The organism is Faecalibacterium prausnitzii (assembly GCF_003324185.1).
Lineage (GTDB): Bacteria > Bacillota > Clostridia > Oscillospirales > Ruminococcaceae > Faecalibacterium > Faecalibacterium prausnitzii.
Genome location: NZ_PXUP01000007.1, coordinates 74,534 through 96,019, shown reverse-complemented (window position 1 = coordinate 96,019; position 21,486 = coordinate 74,534). Strand labels below are relative to the sequence as shown.

The following is a 21,486-nucleotide window of genomic DNA, read 5'->3' as shown; positions in this document are numbered from 1 at the left end:
TTTTGCATTCCAGCGCAAATATCATATCCGGGGTTCGCTCAAAGAAACCTATGTCACGCTTCCAGCTTGTCCCACACTTGCAATGGAATAGCCCCATGAACTGCTGTTTCATCTTGCGCCCGCAGTTTGGGCAGATATGTTTACTTGCCCCCATGTTGCATTACTGGAGTTTTGCAAGGATTTCCTCAGCCGTCATACCGCTGGCCAGCAACTTCTTCAGCACATCTTCTGCTTCGCCTTTCTTTGCTTCTTCTGCTGCCTTTGCTTCGGCGGCAGCTTTTTTGTTTTCGGCTTTGGTAAGCTCCTTGGTGGCGGCTTTCAATTCTGCTTTCTTGGCTTTCAGCTGCATCTTCAGATCATCGAAATTTGCATTCAGTGAAGCAACCTCAGATTCGATTTTCTCTTTCGCAGCGGCCTTTTCTGCAACGACAGCCGCATAATCAACGCTGGCCTTTACAATATGGTCCTTATTCTTGCTCCCCTTGGGTCTTGCCATAATAATTTCCTCCCATACAGTGAAATAATTTGATACTTATAAGTATATTTCCAAATTGTCAGAATTGCAATAGGTAACCTGAGCCGTTTTCAACTGCCAATGCAAAGCTTATCCGGTATGCCCGAAAGTCGTCGCGAATGTACGTCTAAAAGGATTATAATTTTTCTTTTTCTACGGTATAATGAGCGCAAGTTTTACGGCAGAGGAGGCTTTTCGGTGAAAAATGTCTTGGACACGATAACATCTTACCGTGAAGCTCGGCACTGGTCGAATTATGATTTGGCATCTCACGCTGGAATCAAGCCAACTACCATTTCCTCATGGTACAGAAAGGACATCGTCCCTACTATACCAACGCTTCTGAAAATCTGTGATGCATTCGGAATCACATTGACAGAATTTTTCTCAGTGGTTGAATCCGGCGAACGGGAAGCTGTTGTACTTACTCATGAACAGGCAGAAATGCTTGAAAAATGGTCTGCGTTGCGTCCAGAGCAAAAAGAAGCAGTAGTTCATTTGCTGAGTACCATGCCGTAAACAGCCGTATTTCCTTTTTTATCATGGATAGCAATAGGGATTTATCCCTTTTACTATCATGGAGAGTGCATCGTGCATTTTCCATGCTCCGCCCGCCTTGCCATCATCGACAAAGAAAGGACGAAGAAACATGAAAACGAGATTGATTGAGTACGAACCCAGCCCCGGCAGCCAGATTATGGCTCGATACCGACTGTATTCCTGCGCTCTGACCCTGTGGTGTGGCCTGTGGCTGCACTCTTGCATGGTCGGAGGGCTGGCTTATGTACTTTGATTCTTACATCACAGGAAAACGCATCCAGCAGCTGCGCAAAACCAAAGGCTTAACGCAAGAGCAATTTGCCATAAAGCTGAATATCAGCGACCGCCATTTGGGAAAGATCGAGCGAGGGGAAGGCACTGCTTCCATAGATTTGTTGGTAGAAGTAGCCATTTCACTGAACACCACCTTAGATTTTTTGATTCTGGGCGTATTGGACACTCCACGGGAAAGGGAGTTGAATGCGCAGATCAAGAAGCAGAATCAGAATATCCAGAATTTCAAAAGTAAGCTGAACAGCCTTATTGATGAGCTGGATGCATCTGCATAACCACCATAAAGAAGTCGAGAAGCGATTCTCGGCTTCTTTTTTTTTTGCCATTTTTTCTGACGCATCTACGAAAAACCGGAACTGGTAGTTCCGATTTTCGAGAAAAATCCGCTCAAAAAAGTGGCAAAACCGGAACTACCAGTTCCTTAAAAAGACAGTGTTTCTACGATAAACTATTGTCACAGCAAGGGCAACACCCCAGACGGGGAGAAGCCCAAAGCTGGAAGCCGTACCTTGAAAATTGAATATCATTCCCTCGGACAAAACAATGAAACTTCCGTAATTCGCGGCCCGGCCATAAAGAAGGCGGGGTGGCTGAAAAGCCAATGAGAGGAAGGGTGCAGTCCCCCTCACCGAGGTGCATTCCAAATCCAACGGGCGTCGAGGACAAATAGGTTGGAAAAACTTAAAGCAAAACTTCAAAGCCCACCACCGGGATTCTTCTGAATCAAGGCAGTGGGCTTTTTCCATACCGAATATTATTCTAATGACACGGAGGTATTGACTATGAGCCGTACTTTTACCCACAAGACTGACGAATCGACCCTGACCACCCTCTGCCCCCGCTGCCTGAATGCCTTTCGGAACACCCGTGGCATCCGTGTCCGCCGTGCAGACCCCTACCAGCTCACCAAGGAACCCTGCACCTACTGCCAGACCAACTTCGGTTACGACTACTACATCCAGCCCAGCAGCCCGAAATCCACCTACTTTAAGAAGGGACGGTTTGATGATGAATCTGAATGCGCTTAAGATCGACCCGGAGTTTCAGGGCAAGATCCCGCCGCTCACCTTTGAGGAGCTGAACCAGCTTGAAGCTAACATCCTGCGAGATGGCCGTATCATCAACCCTATCATCGTATGGGAAGGGCTGATTGTGGATGGACACAACCGCTTCACCATCGCTAAGAAGCACCCGGAGATCCCTTTTACCACTCATGAGAAAGCGTTTGCAAACCGCTATGAAGCAATTATCTGGATCTGCAAAAACCAGCTAGGGCGACGCAACCTTACCCCGGAACAGAAGAAGTACCTTATCGGTAAGCAGTATGAAGCTGAGAAATGCGCCAACGGCGGTGATAGAAAAAGTCCTGCTGCAAAATCAGGTTACGGAAAGCGTAACCTGATCGGTGCACCCAAAACCTGTTATAAAGTCGCTGCGGAAAGCGGTGTAGGAAGAACGTATGTGATTGAAGCCGAACATTATGCTAAAGGTTTGGACGCTGCCGAAGAAGCTGTTCCCGGCACACGGCAGAAAGTTCTTTCCGGCGAGGTGAAACCAACAGCCGCTGAGATCGCATCCGTTGCCCGTGCACCTCCCGAAGATCGTCCGGCTCTGGTGGCTGAGATCTGCAAGCCGAAGCCCCCAAAACCGCCTACACAAAAGCTGAAAACTCCCCCAGCCGTAGCTGCACCGCTGCCCAATGCCAGTACATCCGAAGAAGAATGCACGGACGAAGAACTGGTTCACACTCCGGCTCCGCAGGAGCAGACTTTTCCACAAAGAGTGAATGAACCGTTGAAAATCGACCGTCAGCAGATTCTTGAAATCGCAAACAGCCGCTATGTACCCAAACGACTTGCCGATGGTACAGCGATGCTTTGCGAAGTATCGGGAGCCGCCAACAGTATGATGCGCCGCTGGGAAAGCGTTTTCCGGGAATATCCCGACATTCTGTCCGATGCAGAGAACCGTGCATCCGTAGGACGAACGATTCAGAAATTGAGAGACTACCTGAAAAATCTGGAAGATAAGATGGAGGAACTGCTATGAAGAATATGAACTGTGTCAGCACCATGCCTGAGATCATGCCCGAAATCACCGATGAAGCAATCATCGAAGCCCTTTTCGCTCAGCGGCCTTACGAAGAAAAGGTCATCAACAGTGCCTTTCTCGAAATCCCTGCGGAATATCAGCGCAAGCTGAACATTCCCAATGTCGAAAAGATGTCGGCAGAGTTCACCGAGCTGATCGCCAACCCGCCCAAGGTCAGCTACCGGGACGGTCACTACTTCGTCTTTGACGGTCAGCATACCATCGTGACCCGTCGGGCGATGAACGGCGGGCAGGATCTTCCGATTATCTGCAAAGTGTACGAGGGACTGACAGAGGAAGAAGAAGCCATGCTGTTTTCCCGGCAGACGGGCGTTTCCACGCCGCTGACCGCTGGCGCAGAGCTGCGCGCCGCTTTGGTGGGCAAAGACCCGGAATCTCTCGCATTTGTGAAAGCCACCGAAAGCACCGGTCTGCAGCTCGGTCTGGACAGCTACCGTGCCCCGTGGAAGATCATCTGCATCCGCACGGCATTCAAGGAGTACAAGACCTACGGCGCAGACCTCTACAAAGAAGCCCTGACCATGCTGGCAAAGGGCTGGGAGGGTGACCCCGATTCCCTCCGCTCCGGCATCCTGCAGGGCATGGTTCGCTTTGTGGCTCTGTATCAGGGCGAGTATGACCCGGAGCGTCTGGTCAAGCGGCTGCACACTGTTCATCCCATGACGTTGGTAAACGACGAGAAATCTCTGAGCGGCACGGTCAGCTACAAATATATGATGCTGATCCTGCGCACCTACAACGGCTCCAGCCGCTCTAGGAGCCTTCCTATCAAGCAGTGAGTTCTCCTATGGAAACAGTTCTAAAACGCCGCAAATGCCGTCCACAGGGCGGCTTTTGCCTACATAAGGAAAAGGGGGATGATTGCTACCGTTTATGTAACAAAGAATTTCGGCTTTCGCCGGGGCGAGATCTACTTTGCAGACCTTGACCCGCACTATGGTTCTGAGCAGGGAGGTAAACGCCCTGTTATTGTGATTCAAAATAATACAGGAAATAAATTTGCGCCGACTGTGATCGTAGCTGCTGTGACCTCAAAAGTCTCCAAGAAGCCAAACCAGCCCACCCATGTTCTCATTGAGAAGAACCCTGCGTTCAGCCGTCCGTCTGTGGTGCTGCTGGAACAGATCTTCACCATTGACAAAGAGCGCATCAACAGTTTTATGGGGATGACCAGTGAGTGGGAGATGGTGCAAATTGAAAAAGCCCTGAAATGCAGTCTGGCTCTGAACGGAGGTCGATAATATCAACAAGAACACTTATTCTCCCCTTTCCCCTGCTGTTCCTCCTGATGTTTTCAGCATTGATGCAACTGCACTAAAGCTGATCTCCATTTTATTTGACAACAACCTGATCTCTGCTGAGGTCTATCATCAGGTCCTTAGCAGATATTCTGCGTAATGTCAAGGATGTCGCTGACACCGGCGACATCCTACCTATTCCCTTCGCAATCTTCTATACTACGGGCAAAGGAGGTACAGCGATATGAACATCACACAAAGAATGTACTTTGGGCAATTCCCATTGGACAAAGACCGTGACCGCCGCATTGTCTTTTACGGTCGTGTTTCCACCCAGCATGAAGCACAGGTCGATGCACTCGGAAATCAGATGCAGTGGTACGACGATCAGCTTCGGTATCATCCCAACTGGCAGGTCATAAACCGCTATATTGATGAGGGCATCACCGGCACCTCTGCCAAAAAGCGTCCTGCGTTTATGCAGATGATTTCCGATGCCAAACGTGGCAAATTCGACCTAATCGTCACCCGTGAGGTCTGCCGCTTTGCCCGCAACACTGTCGATACCCTTCAGCTTACCCGTGAACTCCGCAATTTCGGCGTAGAGGTCTTTTTCGTATCCGACAACATCTGGACGATGGACGGCGATGGCGAACTCCGGCTTTCCATCATGGCAACCATGGCGCAGGAAGAAAGCCGCAAGATTTCAGAGCGTGTTCTTGCCGGGCAGAAGATAAGCCGGCAGAACGGTGTGCTTTACGGCAGCGGCAACATCATCGGCTACGACCGGGATAAGGTCAACCGTACATACGTTATCAACGAGGAACAGGCTGCAACCATACGAATGGTTTTCACGCTCTATTCTCAGGGCTACGGGGAAAAGGCGATCGTCAATGAACTTTCTCGGCTGGGTCGTAAGGATGGGCACGGAAACGTCAGTTGGTCCTGTACAAAAATCAGCCGCATCCTTCGCAACGCAACGTATATGGGCTATATCTGCTACAACAAGTCCAAGGTCAACAACTATCTTGAAAAGAAGCGCATCAACAATCTGGACGAAGCTTCCTTCGTCTATGTAAAAGGCAACTTTGAGCCGATCGTATCAGAAAACCTTTGGCATGAATGTGAGCGCATCCGCAAGTCCCGTATTTCCAGCCTGCGCCTTCCTGATGGAGAAACAAGGCGTAAAGGAGCCAGAACTACCAAGAACCTGTGGGTGTCAAAACTTCGCTGCCGCTGCGGTTCTTCCTACCGCATTTTCAACTGGCGTAAACTGAAGGACGGAACGCCGGTCTTTGGCTACCAGTGCAATATGCGAACCGTCAACCCGACCCGTTCCTTCGTTTTGGAGCACAACATGACCCAGCAGCTCAGTTGTGATGCCATTTCCATCCCGGAGTGGAAGCTGGAACTGATGGCGAAGAAGATCTTTGAAAAGGTCTGGGGCAATCAGAACAAAGCCATCCTTCGAGCCTGTAAGATGATCGAAAGCTGCCAGAACGGAAAAGCTACAGCACGAATGTCCGCTGCGCCGATTCAGAGCAAGATTGAAAAAATCAAAAAACGCAAGCTGAACTACGCTGCCATGCGTGCAGACGGCGAACTGCCAAGAGAGGAATACCAAGCTCTTTGCAAACAGGCAGATGACGAGATTGCCCGCTTGGAGCAGGAGCTGAAAGCCCTCTCCCCTGCGCCCGAACCGCAGACGGTTTCTTCGGACATGAAAGCGATCTACGATTTTCTTTCCCAGAAGGTCGATGTGCACGGTGCCTGTCTTGCGCCGGAACTGATCGAGCAGTTCGTTGAAGTGGTCACCCCCATTGCCGATTACTCCTACCGCTGGAAGCTGAACACCGGCTGCAAGAAGTCCAAAGAGGAGCGCACCGATCTGATGGCTGTATCGGAAAAGCCCATCCTCACCTTCACCATCGACTTTGAAACCGCCAAGCGTTACCGGGAAGCCAACAAGATGCCCCACCAGTTCCGCCGTGCAGCGTGGACCGACCTAACTGTGGAGGTGTATCTGTGATGCTTCTGGAAAGCACCCCCGTGTTAAACGCAATTCACCTCATACATGAGCAAACAAATAAGGCTCACCGCCAAAATTGACGGTGAGCCTTATTTTACGCTCGATTTTTAACGTTAAGTCGTTATAAAAACCTTATGCTCTCGGTTTTTTAATAGCAGCCTGAGCAGCAGCCAGACGGGCGATAGGCACACGGAAGGGAGAGCAGCTGACGTAGTCCAGACCAACGTTGTGGCAGAACTCCACGCTCGTGGGATCGCCGCCGTGCTCGCCGCAGATGCCCAGACCCAGATCGGGGCGGGTCTCGCGGCCATCATGGGCAGCCATCTTGACCAGCTTGCCGACGCCGACCTGATCCAGATGCTGGAACGGATCGCTCTCGTAGATCTTGTTCTCGTAGTATGCGCCCAGGAACTTGGCAGCGTCATCACGGCTGAAGCCGAAGGTCATCTGGGTCAGGTCGTTGGTGCCGAAGCTGAAGAACTCAGCCTCCTTAGCGATCTCGCCGGCAGTCAGGGCTGCGCGGGGGATCTCGATCATGGTACCGACCTGATACTTCATGTCAACGCCGGCAGCAGCGATCAGCTCGTCAGCAACCTTGACGACAACGTCCTTGACGAACTTCAGCTCCTTGACCTCGCCGACCAGCGGGATCATGATGTGCGGGGTGATCACATGGCCGGTCTCAGCAGAGACGTTCAGAGCAGCCTTGATCACAGCACGGGTCTGCATAGCAGCGATCTCGGGGTAGGTAACAGCCAGACGGCAGCCACGGTGACCCATCATGGGGTTGAACTCGTGCAGAGAAGCAACCACGTTCTTCAGGTCTTCGTAGGTCATGCCCATGTCGGCAGCCAGTTCCTTGATGTCCTCGTCCTTGGTGGGCAGGAACTCGTGCAGGGGCGGGTCCAGATAACGGATGGTCATCGGGCGCTCACCCATGATGCGGTACATAGCCTCGAAGTCGCCCTGCTGGAACGGCTCGACCTTGGCCAGAGCAGCCTCGCGCTCTTCCACGGTGCGTGCGCAGATCATCTCGCGGACAGCCTTGATGCGGTCCTCAGCGAAGAACATGTGCTCGGTACGGCACAGGCCGATGCCCTCAGCGCCCAGATCCACTGCCTGCTGTGCGTCACGCGGGTTATCAGCGTTGGTCATGACCAGCAGCTGACGTGCTGCGTCTGCCCAGCCCATGAAGCGGTTGAAGTTCTTGTTGCCGGTAGCGGCCACGGTTGCGACCTGCTCGCCATAGATGTTGCCGGTGGAGCCGTCGATGGAGATCCAGTCGCCCTCGACGAACTTGTGGCCGTTGATCTCGAAGGTCTTTGCCTCCTCATCGATCTTGACCTCGTTGTCGTTGCCGCAGCCGGAAACACAGCAGGTGCCCATACCACGGGCAACAACGGCTGCGTGGCTGGTCATGCCGCCGCGGACGGTCAGGATGCCCTGAGAGACCTGCATGCCCACGATATCCTCGGGGCTGGTCTCCAGACGCACCAGAACGACCTTCTTCATCTTGCCGGACTTGACCATCTCCTCTGCCTCTTCAGCAGTAAAGACGATCTGGCCGCAGGCAGAACCGGGAGAAGCTGCCAGACCCTTGCCGACGACCTCTGCAGCCTTCAGGGCAGCAGCGTCGAACTGGGGATGCAGCAGGGTATCCAGCTGCTTGGGCTCCACGCGCAGGACAGCCTCCTGCTCGGTGATCATGCCCTCGTCCACCAGATCGCAGGCGATCTGCAGAGCAGCCTGTGCAGTACGCTTGCCGTTACGGGTCTGCAGCATATACAGGTGGCCGTCCTCAATGGTGAACTCCATATCCTGCATATCGCGGAAGTAGTTCTCCAGACGGGTAGCGATCTCGACAAACTGATCGTACACCTCAGGCATCTGATCCTTCAGGTGGCTGATGGGAGAAGGAGTGCGCACGCCGGCAACAACGTCCTCGCCCTGTGCATTGATCAGGTACTCGCCCATCAGCTTCTTAGCGCCGGTGGCGGGGTCACGGGTGAAAGCAACGCCGGTGCCGGAACGGTCGCCGGAGTTACCAAAGGCCATCTGCTGCACGTTGACAGCGGTGCCCCACTCGTAGGGGATCTCGTTCATCTTACGGTAGACGTTTGCACGGGGGTTATCCCAGCTGCGGAACACGGCCTTGACAGCCTCGATCAGCTGATCACGGGGATCCTGCGGGAAGGGACGGCCTTCGTTCTCCTCGTAGATCTTCTTGAAGGTGCCGACCAGTTCCTTCAGGTCGTCAGCAGTCAGGTCCACGTCGTTCTTGACGCCCTTGGCTTCCTTCATCTTGTCGATCTCGACCTCGAACAGGCTCTTCGGGACCATCATAACGACGTCGGCGAACATCTGCACAAAGCGGCGGTAGCAGTCGTATGCAAAGCGGGTGTTGCCGGTCTTTTTAGCCAGACCCTCAACAGCCTCGTCGTTCAGGCCCAGGTTCAGGATGGTGTCCATCATACCGGGCATGGACTGACGTGCGCCGGAACGGACGGAGACCAGCAGGGGGTTGGTGTTGTCACCGAACTTCTTGCCGGTGATCTTCTCCAAGCCCTTGAGGTGCTCAAAGATGTCAGCAGTGATTTCGTCATTGATCTGACGGCCGTCTGCGTAATACTGGGTGCAGGCGTCGGTAGTGATGGTGAAGCCCTGCGGCACCGGCATACCGGCTGCGGTCATCTCGGCCAGACCGGCACCCTTGCCGCCCAGCGTGTTCTTCATGGTGACCTTGTCACCGCCGAAAGCTTCATTGCCTTCGCTGAAGTAGTACAGATACTTTTTGCTCATGCGTTGTTTACCTCCCATTCGTGACCGGCGGCATGGCAGCCGCGGTCTCATCGTTTGCCTTGTCTTGAACGTACGATGAACATTGTTTTATGAATGCTAAACTATTATACCAGAAAATCCATTCCTTTCCACCATGCAAAATCCCGAATTTGTCTGTTATTTTTTATGCAAATCCCTTGAAATTTGCTAAGTTTTAAGGTAGTATAGAATGGGAGAAAGTTCGAGAGGTTTTTTGTTTGTACACGCGATTTCTCGTCCTGTTGGATACAACTTTCTATCCCTGTAACTTTTTCATTTTTATTTTGTCGGAACAAAGCTTTCCGCAGCGGAGATGCTGGGCGGACAGGCAACAATTTTCCGGTCGCCTTTTCTGTCTCTCTTCCGCCGCGCGCTTTGGTGGGAAGGGAGATTTTTTTCATGCAGAATTCCATTTCTGAACAGGCCCGCGCCGCAGCTTTGGCACAGCTGGATGCCGCCGAGGCTGCCCGCGAGGACATCCTTGTACAGCACATTGCAAACGGCGTCGTCATCGACAGCCGCACCGTGCAGATCGACCCGGAGGTGGTCATTGCTCCGGGTGCTGTGATCCTTGCGGGCACCATCCTGCGGGGCAAGACGGTCATCGGCGCGGGCTGTGTCATCGGCCCCAACACCCTCATCGAGGACAGCACCGTGGATGAAGGCACCACCGTGAACGCCAGCCAGATCTACGGCAGCCACATCGGCCCCCACAACAACATCGGCCCCTTCACCCATGTGCGGGTGAACACCGTCACCGACTACGGCGTGCATCTGGGCGCCTATGTGGAGACCAAGAACTCCAACTTTGCCCGCGGCAACACTGTGAGCCACCTGACCTACATCGGCGACAGCGATGTGGGCAAGTACTGCAACTTCGGCTGCGGCACCGTCACCTGCAACTACGACGGCAAGGATAAGTTCCGCACCCAGATCGGTGATTACTGCTTTATTGGCTGCAACACCAACCTTGTGGCTCCGGTCAAGGTGGGCGATGGTGCCTACACCGCCGCCGGCAGCACCATCACCAAGGATGTGCCCGCACAGGCGCTGGGCATCGCCCGGGAGCGCCAGACCAATCTGGACGGCTGGGCAGAGCCCAAGATGGAAGCCTACATCGCCAAAAAGCAGAAGCTGGAAAACGAGCAGAGCAAGTAAACCTCTGCCGGAAGGGAGCTGCGTATGAAGTCTGAAAGTTTTCGCAAGCAGGCACTGTGCCTTGTCCTTTTCTTCGCGGCCATTGCCGCCGTGTTCGCCCTGACCCGCCTGCGCAGCGACCCCGCCAAAAAGCAGGCCGAGTTCGTGGTGCAGCAGCTGCTCTCCTGCTCCTCTGCCGTAGAGCAGGCCGTAGAGCAGGCCGTGGATGCCGCCGCGCCCGCCGGCAGTGAACCGGGGCTTGCCGCAGCGGACACCGATGGGCTGTACGCCTTTCTTCAGGCGCAGCTGGGCGATGCCATGACTGCCGACTGCCTTGACAAAGTCATGGCAAACCGCCTGCCCACCCGCATCACCGCGCTGGCAGGGCAGTCCGGCGACAAGCTGGTGCCCGCTGACCTCACCCTGAAAAAGCGCGCCGGGGCAGAAAACTGCTACGACTTTTCCGCCGCCCTGCTGACCGCCACGGACAGCACCGCCGCCGCGCAGGTGTCCGGCACCATCACCATGGTGAAGGAGGACGGCCGCTGGAAGGCCTCTGCCATCACGCTGAACCTGTAATATAATGTTTTTCTGCCCCTGTGCCCTGCGGCATGGGGGCATTTTTTGCTTGTAATGTATATCTTTTTGCGCGCGCGTATGTTATACTTAGATGTTGTATCACACTATTATCAGGAAAAGGTATTATCATATCATGAATGAAAACGATATCTGGCTCATTGCAGGGCTGGGCAACCCCGAAGCAAAGTACGATGGCACCCGCCACAACGCCGGTTTTGCCGCGCTGGACACGCTGGCCGATAAGTGGAACATCTCTGTGGGCAAGACCAAGTTTCAAGGTCTGTGGGGACAGGGCGAGGTGGACGGCCACAAGGTGGTGCTGCTGAAGCCCCTGACCTACATGAACCTCTCCGGCGATTCCATCGCCCCTATGGCGGGCTTTTTCAAGATCCCTGCCGACCATGTGCTGGTGCTGTGCGATGACATCACCCAAGCCCCCGGCAAGCTGCGCATCCGTCCCTCCGGCTCTGCGGGCGGGCATAACGGCCTGAAGAGCATCATTGCCCGGCTGGGCGGGGAGAACTTCCCCCGCATCCGCATCGGCATCGGCGCAAAGCCCCACCCGGACTACGACCTTGCCGCATGGGTGCTGGGCAAGTTCCCGCCGGAGGACGCCAAGGCCATCGCCGACCGCTACCCCGACCTTGAAGCCGCCGCAAAGCTTATCATGGACGGCAAGCTCAGTCTGGCGCAGAGCAAGTATAACGGGTAAACGCCGCGCATTTTCAATGCTCATCCCAGTAGGAAAGGAGGTTTTTCCATGTACGAAGCCTTACTCAAGGCCACACCGGAATATCAGAAGGTCGCCGCAAGCTTTGGCTCGGCAGGGCCGGCGGCGCTGTTCGGTCTGCCGCCCGCAGGCCGGGCGCTGCTGTACGCCGCCCTGCAAAAAGACCTTGGCCGTGTGCTCTGCATCGTGACCCCCGGCGAGGCCGAGGCCACCCACTTTGCGGACGACCTCAAGGCGCTGGGGCTTACCGCTGCGGTGTTCCCGCCCCGGGACTTTATGCTGCGCCCGGTGGAGGGTGCAGGCCGCGAGTACGAGTACCGCCGCCTTTCGGTGCTGGGCGCACTGGCGGGCGGGCGGCTGCAGGCCGTCTGCGTGCCCGCCGAAGCGCTTTTGCAGTACACCGTGCCCCGGGCAGAATTCATCCAGAACACCCTCACCCTGAAGCCCGGCATGGTGTATAACCGCGAAGCGCTGGTAGCGCGGCTGTTTGCCGCCGGGTATGTGCGCCGCAGTCAGGTGGACGGCCCGGGACAGTTCAGCGTGCGCGGCGATATCGTGGATATCTACGCGCCGGATATGCGTCAGCCCGCCCGCGTGGAGTACTGGGACGACGAGATCGACTCCATGTCCTCCTTTGACCTGCTGACCCAGCGGCGGGACGGTGCACTGGAAAAAATCTACCTCTCCCCTGCCCGCGAGGTGCTGTTCGGCAGCACCGCCGAGACCGCCGAGGCGCTGCGCAGCGCCATCAAAAAGGCGCGCGGCAAGCACCGCACCGCGCTGGAAAAGGCCACCGAAGCCGATCTTTCCCAGCTGGATTCCGGCCTGATGCCGGAGGCCATGGATAAATATTACGGCATCCGCTACCCCGCCCCCGCCACGCTGCTGGACCATCTGGACGCGCCGCTGTTCATTCTGGATGAAGTGGGCGGCATCCGGGATGCCCAAAAGGCCACTGAGTTCCGCCGCAGCGAGGAGCTGACCGGACTGCTGGAAGAGGGCGTGCTCTGCCCCGGGCTGGATGTGCTGTACCAGACCATGGACGATCTTGTCATTGCCGCCCAGAACCACAGCACCCTGCTGTGCGAGAATTTCCTGCGCGGGATGAACGAGTTCAAACTGAAAGACCTCATCAACGCCGAGGCCTTTGCCGCCCCCAACTGGAACGGCGACCTTGCCTCCCTGCGGGAGGACTTAGACCCGCTCATCGCCCAAGGCTACGCCGTCACCCTGTTTGCCGGTACGCCCAAGGGCGCAGCCGCCCTGACCCGTGACCTTGCTGACAAGGGCTACGCCGTGAGCATGAGCCGGGATGTGCGCCCCGCCAAGGGCATTTTACAGGTGCTGCCCGGGCATCTGACCGCCGGGTGCACCTTTCCCTTTGCCCACGCGGCAGTGCTTTCCAGCCGCCGTCACGGGCTGGATGAGGAAGCCGCCGCCGAAGCCAAAAAGCGCAAGAAGAACAAAAACGCCCTGTCCAGCCTTTCAGACATCAAGCCCGGGGACTATGTGGTGCACCAGAGCCACGGCATCGGGATGTACGCCGGTATCCAGCGGCTGGAGGTGCAGGGCGCTACCAAGGACTACCTCAAGGTGCAGTATTCCGGCTCGGACGTGCTGTATGTGCCGGTGACCCAGCTGGATCTGCTCAGCCGCTACACCGCCCCCGGCGATGAGGAAAAGGTAAAGCTGGCAAAGCTGGGCGGTGCCGAGTGGCAACGCACCCGCGCCAAGGTAAAAAAGGCCACCGAGGAGATGGCGCAGGAGCTGATCGAGCTTTACGCCCGCCGCCGTCAGGCCACGGGCTACGCCTTCCCGCCGGACGGCGACTGGCAGCGGGACTTTGAGACCCGCTTTGACTACGACGAGACCGACGACCAGCTGCACGCCACCGCCGAGATCAAGCAGGACATGGAAAAGGGTTACCCCATGGATCGTCTGCTCTGCGGCGATGTGGGCGTGGGCAAGACCGAAGTGGCGCTGCGCGCCGCCTTCAAGTGCATCATGGGCGGCAAGCAATGCGCCCTGCTGGCACCCACCACCCTGCTGGCGTGGCAGCACTACAACACCCTGCTCTCCCGCATGGAGGCTTTCCCGGTGAAGATCGGGATGCTGTCCCGCTTCCGCACCGCCAAGCAGCAAAAGGAGACGTTACGCGGCTTACAGGCCGGCAGCGTGGATATCGTGGTGGGCACCCACCGGCTGCTCTCTAAAGACGTGAAGTTCCACGACCTCGGCCTTGTCATCATCGACGAGGAACAGCGCTTTGGCGTGAAGCACAAGGAAAAGCTGAAGGAAAACTTCATCGGGGTGGACATGCTCACCCTGTCGGCCACCCCCATCCCCCGCACATTGAACATGGCAATGAGCGGCATCCGGGATCTTTCCACCATTGAGCAGCCGCCCATCGAGCGGCAGCCGGTGGAGACCTTTGTGCTGGAATACAACGATGTTATTCTGGCCGAAGCCATGAAGAAGGAGCTTGCCCGGGGCGGGCAGGTGTACTACCTGCACAACCGGGTGGACAACATTGAATCCTGCGCCGCCCATGTCAGTCAGATGGTGCCGGGTGCGCGGGTGGGCATCGCCCACGGCAAGATGACCGAAGAAGAGCTGAACCCCGTATGGCAACACCTGCTGAACGGCGAGATCGACATTCTGGTCTGCACCACCCTCATTGAGACCGGCATTGATGTGCGCAACTGCAACACCCTCATCATTGAGGACGCCGACCGCATGGGTCTGGCGCAGCTGTACCAGATCCGCGGGCGGGTGGGGCGCTCCGGCCGCAAGGCCTACGCCTACTTCACCTTCCGCCGGGACAAGACCCTGACCGATATCGCCCAGAAGCGGCTTTCTGCCATCCGGGAGTTCACCGCTTTCGGCTCGGGCTTCCGCATCGCCATGCGGGATCTGCAGATCCGCGGCGCGGGCAGTCTGCTGGGGCACAGCCAGCACGGCCACATGGAAGCCGTGGGCTACGACCTCTACGTTAAAATGCTGGGACAGGCCATTGCCCGAGCGCGGGGCGAGCCCGTCCAGCGGGACAAGAGCGATTGTCTTGTGGACCTGCGGGTGGACGCCTTCATCCCGGAAAAGTATATCCCGGACGGCGCGGGCCGCATCGAGGCCTACAAGCGCATTGCCGCCATCCAGACCCCGGAGGACGCCGCCGATGTGCTGGACGAGCTCATCGACCGCTACGGCGACCCGCCGCCCTCGGTGAGCGATCTGGTCAACGTTTCCCTTGTCCGCGTGCAGGCCGCTGCCGTGGGCGTGTACGAGGTGACTCAGAAGAAGGATACCCTTGTGCTGAATCTGGAAACGCTGGACCTTGCCATGATCCGCGGCCTGCTGCAAGCTTTCAATGGCCGTGTCACCGCCGGGGCGGGCACAAAGCCCTATCTCTCGGTGGTATTACAGCCGGACGAAAAGCCGCTGGAACTGCTGCAAAACATCCTGAAAGCCATGGATGCCATTTTGAACAATAAGGAGCAAAACGCATGAAAAAGAAACTGCTTGCGCTGGTATGCGCACTTGCACTGACCGTCAGCCTTGTGGGCTGTGCACTCTCCACCCCGGACACCGTGGGCAAGATCGGTGATTTTGAGGTGACCAGCGGCCTGTACCTGCTGGCGCAGTACGATGCCTACCAGCAGGCTGCACAGCTGGCGGACTCTGAGCAGGACACCAGCAAGGTGAATTCCTTCCTCAAGGCCACCATCACCACCGATGCCGACACCGGCGAGACCGCCGTGGTAAAGGACTATGTGGCGCAAAAGACCCTTGAGACCTTGCAGACCCTTGCCGCTGTGGATGCCCGCTTTACTGAACTGGGCGGCGAGCTGACCGAGGAACAGAAGTCCGCCGCCGACAGCTACGCCCAGCAGCTGATGGATAACTACGGCGATGCCTACACTGCCAACGGCATCGGGCTGGAGACTTTGAAGCTGTTCCAGCAGCTGCAGTACAAGCAGACCCTGCTGCTGGATCTTGTCTACGGCAAGGACGGCGAGACCCCTGTGGAGGATGGCGAGCTGACCGAGCATCTGGACAGCACCATGTACGAGATCGGCTTTATCACCGTGCCCCTGTACAACACCAGCACCTTCGCCTTTGCCAGCGATGACCAGAAGGCCGAGATGCTCTCCCTTGCCCAGAAGGCTGCGGACAGCTACAACGCCGCCGCCCCGGAGGACGCCTCCAGCCAGCTGACCGCCTTCAACAGCATCGCAAGCAGCGCCCTGACCGATATCTGCGCCGTGCTGGATGCAGAGGTTCCCTCCACCAGCACCCTGCAGACCGACCTGCTGGGCGAGAGCGACCTGACCGATGCCTTTACGCAGGAGGGTGCCGCCGATACCCTGCGCGGCCTTGCCTACGGACAGGCAGCCGCCATCCAGTACACCGGCTACGCCATGATGCTGGCCGTCCGTCTGGATCCGCTGAGTGTTTCCACGCTGGACGCTCTGCGCAGCCAGATTTTGAGCGACATGAAGGGCGAGGAGCTGAACGATGCCCTTGCCGCCTACGGTGCCCAGCTGGACAGCACCCTGAGCAGCTCTGCCATGAGCAAGCTGCCCGCCGCCAAGATCGTGAACGCCAACAGCGCCAACAGCTGATAACAGTATAAAAATCGCAAAATGGGGTCGGGAAAAATCCCGACCCCATTTTTTATTAGGAACTTGAGTGAAGAAAAACCACCAGCTAAGCTGGTGGAATAAAAACGGCTTTAGCCCTAGACAAAGAGAAACCTCTCTGTAGAATAGAGTGTGGGTTTGCCAACCACATTCTAGGAACAGAGAGGTTTATCTTTGAAATGAAAAATAACAAAGACGTAGATAGTTTAAGCCATACGACATGGAGATGTCAATACCATGTAGTGTTTGCACCGAAATATCGGAGAATGGTGATATATGGCCAAATCAAAAAAGATATTGGTCAGATACTTCGCAAACTATGCGAGCAAAAGGATATTGAAATAATTGAAGCAGAAGCCTGCCCGGACCATATCCATATGCTGATAAGTTTTTCGCCGAAGTACAGCATTTCTTACGTTATGGGATATCTCAAGGGAAAGAGCAGCCTCATGATTTTCGACAGACACGCGAATTTAAAGTACAAGTATGGAAATCGGCATTTCTGGGCCAGAGGATATTTTGTGGATACTGTTGGAAAAAACAAGCAGAGAATCCAGGAGTATATCAAGAGACAGCTGGAACAAGACCAGATTGCAGACCAGTTAAGCCTTAAGGAATTCACGGACCCGTTTACGGGTAGCAAGTGAACCAAGGCGTAAATAAAAGGCCCCTTGAGGGGCCTGCCACGAGACAGGAATGCAGTTGGCAGACCCATTCGTGGCCCCTTAAGGGGCTTTGCTAGTATTATGCCCTTCTAGGGCTTACTCAAGCCACCGGCTTAGCCGGTGGTTTTGGCTATAGAACTACAAAGCAGACCCGGCAGGCTCTTTCGGAGCCGGTGCTGGGTCTGCTTTATATGTTAGAAAGTCAGGGAATGCCGCCAAGAAAACAGAGCCTTAGCGTACATCACTTCTCGTTCTCGTAGCTGAGGACAGCGTAGGGGTAGAAGATGTTGGCATCCAGGTAGCCTGCCCAGCGGCCGGGCTTGCGGGTGTAGTAGCCGATGGGAATATCGCCCCGGATGACGCCCTTGACCAGAATGAGCATATGGCGAAGGTACTCCACGCTGAAGGGGTTCAGGTTCTCCCAGTGGCCCGTCAGCAGCTCGTAGTCCACATCCTCGTTCCGCAGCAGCACCTCTGCCATGAAGTGCTCCAGACCCGGCAGATAGGTGTCGGTGGCAGCTTCCATCATGAACAGGTCGCCGGAACCAACGGCGTCACCGGTAAAGATGTAGTCCTTGTAGAAGAACACCACAGAGCCCTTGGTGTGGCCCGGCACGTCCACCACTTCCAGCTCCTCAGAGCCGATGCGGACCGTGTCACCGTCTACGATGTTCACCAGCTTCAGGTCCTCGGCGGTGAGACCGAAGAATTTCTGCATGCTGGAGAGCAGGCCCTCCCGGTCATCGGGGTGGATATAGGTGCGGCGGACCTTGCCGGACTTCAGCAGGGAGGGAATGCCCAGAATGTGGTCACCGTGCTTGTGGGTCAGCAGGATATCCAGCTCTGCGTCAGGGTTGGTCAGCACGTTCTCCCGCAGATAGGCGTAGAGGTCTGCTGCGCCGGAGCCGCCCATGGCGGTGTCGATGACCAGGGCTTCCTTGCCCAGATCCAGCACCCACAGGGTGTCCATGCCAAAGTCCATAACACGGGTGATGTTGTACTTTACCGGGTAGTGGCTGAACATCATGTTGGGGTTCAGCTTGCCATGCTGGGTCCGGGTGAGGGACTGGGTGAACATCCAGTTATAGGGGGTGCCGATGCTGTACACCCGCTCCCAGACCTTGTGGGGCTCCGGCATGGAACCGGCGGTAAAGCCCTCGTACTTCACGCAGGAGCAGCCGGCATCCTTCAGGGCCTGCACAGCCTTGGCGGTCTCAGCCTCGGGCATCTCGGGGTCATCCTTGCAGTGGTAGGCCCAGACAGGGGTGTTCTTGATGGCCTCAAAGGCGCCGGGGACGTTGTACCACTGGGCAGGCACCATGCCGCACATGGGGATGGCAGCAGCAAAGTAGTAGGGGTAGGCCAGGATCATGTTCCAGACACCGGTACCGCCCATGGACATACCCTCGATGTAGATACGGTCCGGGTCGATGCGGTGGGCAGCCACATAGCTGTCGATAGCAGACTTCAAGGCCGTAACGGTGTCCGGGTCGGTCCAGTTCTTGCCGGGGCACTGGGGTGCAAACAGGTAGGTGGGGTTCTTCTGGATCATTTCGTCAGAAATGTAGAAGGTGGCACCGTCGTTGGCGGTAAGCTGGGTGCCGTTGGGGCCCACACCGTCCTCACCGTGGAGGAAAACGATCAGGGGCAGCTTCCCCTTCAGGGCAGGGGCGTAACGGCGAGGGTTGTAGGCATAGTACTCCACCCCGGCAGCACTGCCGGCCTTGAAACGCTTGGCCAGCTCTGCCCGGTCGGGGCTGTCCACCTTGACCAGACAATTCTGGTCGGCGTCCGCTGCAAAGGCAATGCCGCTGGTACCCAGCACACTGGCAACAGCCGCAAAGGCAGCAGTGTTACGCATAAAATCACGTCTGCTCAGTTCCATAGTTTCTTCTCCTTTTGGGGCCAAAAAATAAATACGGATTGTGAATACTGTACGAAACTTCCTCACCATATAAGATGAGAGCTGTCGCTAATATATTAATATATCAAAAAAGTGCTGTCAAGAATGTGTCAAAATCTTTGGAGAAGGCTCTAAGCCAGGCTGTCGGGGTTTGTCAAAAATGACGAAAATCATCCTACCAAAAACCACCGTCCATCCCGGACGGCGGTGCAAAGTACCAGTGGTAATGCGACCACAGCCCGGGGCGTTTGTATACCGGGGTGAGCACGATTTCAAATGGCCTCCGCGTGCGCTCTAGCCATCTTCAGCGGAAAATATATTTTTATATTTGCAATTCTGGAAAATCTGCGGATTTTCCAGAATTGCCTTCTCACGGGAGGGATTGCAACGGCAAACGGCATTTCCTGCAACAGCTCCTTTTGTGAAAATGCGTTTGGAGCGCTCCGCAGAACGCGCCAAAGGCGCTTTATTTTACCACCCTTGCAAACTCTGCGGCAAGGGCGGCGTTCACCGAGCGGACGGCGTTGGCGTCCGGCTTGATGGCAGTGCGGTCGTAGGTAAACAGGCCGTTCACCTCGTCCTCCACGTCGGTCAGCTGGGTGTACACCAGCGCCGAAAGCCCCTTTTGCAGCTGCGGCAGCACTGCGCCCAGCTGCAATTTTTTGTAGCGGGCGGTCAGCTCCTCCCTGCTTTTGGCTGTGCCGTAGCCGTAGGTCTTGCGGGGCGGCTCGTGCCCCGGCATGGGCCATGCAATACCGCCGTACTCGCTCAGCGCCACGGTGCGGGTCTGCGGGCGTACCCGCAGGGGGTAGAAGTAGTTGTGCAGGGAGTACACATCCCCGCCGCCCTGATCGTACCAGCCGCTGGCCTCGTCCACAAGGCGGGTATCGTCCAGCGCGCGGATGGCCTGCACTGCCCCGGCGGCATCGTACTGTCCCCAGCCCTCGTTAAAGGGCACCCAGCAGCCCACGCAGGGGTGGCAGCGCAGCGCCTGTACCGTATCTTCCAGCTCCCGGCGGTATTCTTCCCGGCTTGCCTCGCTGCCCCGGCTCAGCAGCCCCCACAGCGCCGCCTTATCCGGCAGGCGGCGCATAAGCGGCTGCAAAACATTGGTCAGGTAGGTGACGAACCACAGGTTATACTTACTGCCGCCGTTGACCATATCCTGCCAGACCACAAGTCCCAGCTTGTCGCAGTGGTAGTACCAGCGCTGCGGCTCGATCTTTGCGTGCTTGCGCAGCAGGTTGTAGCCCAGCGCCTTTACCTCGCTCAGCTCCCGTTCCACCGCCGCATCCGAGGGCGGGGTGTACAGTCCCTCCGGCCAGTAGCCCTGATCCAGCAGGCCGTTGAGCAGGATAGGCTTATCGTTCAGGCAAAAGCGCAGCACGCCCCTTGCGTCCGGTGCGCAGCTCCACTTGCGCAGAGCAAAGTAGCTGTGCACGGTGTCGAACTGCTCTTCCTCTCCCTGCGTAGTGCCCACGGTCAGGTCGTACAAAAAGGGCGTGTCCGGGCTCCATGGGAAGAAATACTCGTCCGCAATATGCAGCGTCACCTCACCGTCCTGGTCGGCCTCATCACTGCCCCAGTCCTCGGCAATGGTCACGCCCCCGGCGCGCACCACCGCCCACAGGTTCGCCGCGCCGCCGGGTGCAGAGGCATGGGCTTTCACGGTCACGGTGCGGGCATCATAGTCCGGCGTAACGGTGAGAGACTGGATGTAATTTTCCGGCACGCGCTCCAGCCAGACCGTCTGCCAGATGCCGCTCTGCGCCGGGTAGAACATCCCGCCGGGCTGCAAAGTCTGCTTGCCCCGCGCCTGTGTGCCGTGGCCGGTGGGGTCCTGCACCGCCACCCACAGGCTGTTGCGGCCTGTGCCGTTGAGCTGCGCGGTGATATCCAGCGTAAAGGGCCAGTAGCCGCCCCGGTGGCCGCCCACCAGATGGCCGTTCACCTGCACGGCACAGGCGTAGTCCACTGCGCCGAAATGCAGCAGCACCCTGCCGCCCGTCCCGGCGGGCGGCGCAAAATATCGGTGGTAGTGCAGCCACTGCCCGGGCTGCACTGTGCGTCCCACCCCGGAGGCGCGGCACTCCGGCGCGTAGGGCACTAAGATCTCGCCATCCCAGCCCGCCGGGCGCTGTGCCGAGGCGGTGATGGCGTACTGCCACAGGCCGTTCAGGTTCTCGTAGCTGTCCCGGCGCATGGCCGGGCGGGGATATTCCGTCAGAGGGTGCATACACTCACCAGCCTTTTTTCTCGTTTGCTCCATTCTAGCACAGCCCGGGGCA

General features: G+C 56.7%; 18 protein-coding genes. 13 read left to right on the top strand and 5 right to left on the bottom strand.

Annotation, left to right across the window (positions count from 1 at the left end; all coding sequences use genetic code 11):
* Nucleotides 1-160: 160 nt before the first annotated feature.
* A complete protein-coding gene (locus tag C7J97_RS06300; RefSeq protein WP_113992317.1) occupies nt 161-496 on the bottom strand; it encodes a hypothetical protein in 336 nt (111 codons plus the stop codon).
* Nucleotides 497-712: 216 nt separating this feature from the next.
* On the opposite strand from C7J97_RS06300, the gene C7J97_RS06295 reads away from it, so the two are divergent.
* From C7J97_RS06295 to C7J97_RS06265, 7 genes are all read left to right on the top strand, one after another.
* Nucleotides 713-1,033 carry a helix-turn-helix domain-containing protein gene (locus tag C7J97_RS06295; RefSeq protein ID WP_113992316.1) on the top strand — a complete coding sequence of 107 codons (321 nt, stop codon included), beginning with the start codon at nt 713-715 and terminating at the stop codon, nt 1,031-1,033.
* Between the two features lie 263 nt (nt 1,034-1,296).
* A complete protein-coding gene (locus C7J97_RS06290) occupies nt 1,297-1,623 on the top strand; it encodes a helix-turn-helix domain-containing protein (protein WP_113992315.1) in 327 nt (108 codons plus the stop codon).
* Between the two features lie 507 nt (nt 1,624-2,130).
* Entirely contained in the window at nt 2,131-2,376 is a 246-nt protein-coding gene (locus C7J97_RS06285) for a hypothetical protein (RefSeq protein WP_015537677.1), read from the top strand.
* The gene (locus tag C7J97_RS06280) at nt 2,354-3,397 is read left to right on the top strand and encodes a ParB N-terminal domain-containing protein (protein ID WP_113992314.1); all 1,044 of its coding nucleotides are present in this window, start codon (nt 2,354-2,356) and stop codon (nt 3,395-3,397) included. The genes C7J97_RS06285 and C7J97_RS06280 overlap by 23 nt, the downstream gene beginning before the upstream one ends.
* A complete protein-coding gene (locus C7J97_RS06275) occupies nt 3,394-4,239 on the top strand; it encodes a DUF6551 family protein (RefSeq protein ID WP_181823390.1) in 846 nt (281 codons plus the stop codon). The genes C7J97_RS06280 and C7J97_RS06275 overlap by 4 nt, the downstream gene beginning before the upstream one ends.
* Before the next feature lie 78 nt (nt 4,240-4,317).
* Nucleotides 4,318-4,701 (top strand): type II toxin-antitoxin system PemK/MazF family toxin, encoded by a 384-nt coding sequence (locus tag C7J97_RS06270; protein ID WP_113992313.1) that lies wholly within the window; start codon nt 4,318-4,320, stop codon nt 4,699-4,701.
* A 241-nt stretch (nt 4,702-4,942) separates the two neighbouring features.
* A complete protein-coding gene (locus tag C7J97_RS06265) occupies nt 4,943-6,727 on the top strand; it encodes a recombinase family protein (protein WP_113992312.1) in 1,785 nt (594 codons plus the stop codon).
* 132 nt (nt 6,728-6,859) lie between these two features.
* On the opposite strand, the gene ppdK is transcribed toward C7J97_RS06265, so the two are convergent.
* Together ppdK and C7J97_RS06255 are read right to left on the bottom strand one after the other, a co-directional pair.
* Nucleotides 6,860-9,526, bottom strand: coding sequence for a pyruvate, phosphate dikinase (ppdK, locus tag C7J97_RS06260; protein ID WP_113992311.1), 2,667 nt, complete (start codon nt 9,524-9,526; stop codon nt 6,860-6,862).
* Between the two features lie 104 nt (nt 9,527-9,630).
* Complete coding sequence (locus C7J97_RS06255) at nt 9,631-9,945, bottom strand: hypothetical protein (RefSeq protein WP_015537434.1); 315 nt, start codon at nt 9,943-9,945, stop codon at nt 9,631-9,633.
* Between C7J97_RS06255 and C7J97_RS06250 the strand changes: the two genes are divergently transcribed.
* The 6 genes from C7J97_RS06250 (at nt 9,944) to tnpA (ending at nt 17,277) form a co-directional block, all read left to right on the top strand.
* The gene (locus tag C7J97_RS06250; protein WP_097785533.1) at nt 9,944-10,702 is read left to right on the top strand and encodes a UDP-N-acetylglucosamine diphosphorylase; all 759 of its coding nucleotides are present in this window, start codon (nt 9,944-9,946) and stop codon (nt 10,700-10,702) included. The two genes, C7J97_RS06255 and C7J97_RS06250, sit on opposite strands and share 2 nt — an antisense overlap.
* Nucleotides 10,703-10,726: 24 nt before the next feature.
* On the top strand, nt 10,727-11,260 hold the full coding sequence (locus C7J97_RS06245) for a hypothetical protein (RefSeq protein ID WP_113992310.1): 534 nt from the start codon (nt 10,727-10,729) through the stop codon (nt 11,258-11,260).
* 133 nt (nt 11,261-11,393) lie between these two features.
* Nucleotides 11,394-11,972: an aminoacyl-tRNA hydrolase gene (pth, locus tag C7J97_RS06240; protein ID WP_113992309.1), complete on the top strand. Its 579-nt coding sequence runs from the start codon at nt 11,394-11,396 to the stop codon at nt 11,970-11,972.
* 48 nt (nt 11,973-12,020) lie between these two features.
* Nucleotides 12,021-15,497 carry a transcription-repair coupling factor gene (gene mfd, locus C7J97_RS06235; protein ID WP_113992308.1) on the top strand — a complete coding sequence of 1,159 codons (3,477 nt, stop codon included), beginning with the start codon at nt 12,021-12,023 and terminating at the stop codon, nt 15,495-15,497.
* Entirely contained in the window at nt 15,494-16,612 is a 1,119-nt protein-coding gene (locus tag C7J97_RS06230) for a foldase (protein WP_113992307.1), read from the top strand. The genes mfd and C7J97_RS06230 overlap by 4 nt, the downstream gene beginning before the upstream one ends.
* Nucleotides 16,613-16,809: 197 nt before the next feature.
* Entirely contained in the window at nt 16,810-17,277 is a 468-nt protein-coding gene (gene tnpA, locus C7J97_RS06225; protein ID WP_113992306.1) for an IS200/IS605 family transposase, read from the top strand.
* A gap of 259 nt (nt 17,278-17,536) precedes the next feature.
* Here the strand turns inward: tnpA and C7J97_RS06220 are convergent, their stop codons facing one another.
* The gene (locus C7J97_RS06220; RefSeq protein ID WP_242963145.1) at nt 17,537-19,180 is read right to left on the bottom strand and encodes an MBL fold metallo-hydrolase; all 1,644 of its coding nucleotides are present in this window, start codon (nt 19,178-19,180) and stop codon (nt 17,537-17,539) included.
* 484 nt (nt 19,181-19,664) lie between these two features.
* Nucleotides 19,665-21,434: a glycoside hydrolase family 2 protein gene (locus tag C7J97_RS06215; RefSeq protein WP_113992305.1), complete on the bottom strand. Its 1,770-nt coding sequence runs from the start codon at nt 21,432-21,434 to the stop codon at nt 19,665-19,667.
* Nucleotides 21,435-21,486 lie beyond the last annotated feature (52 nt).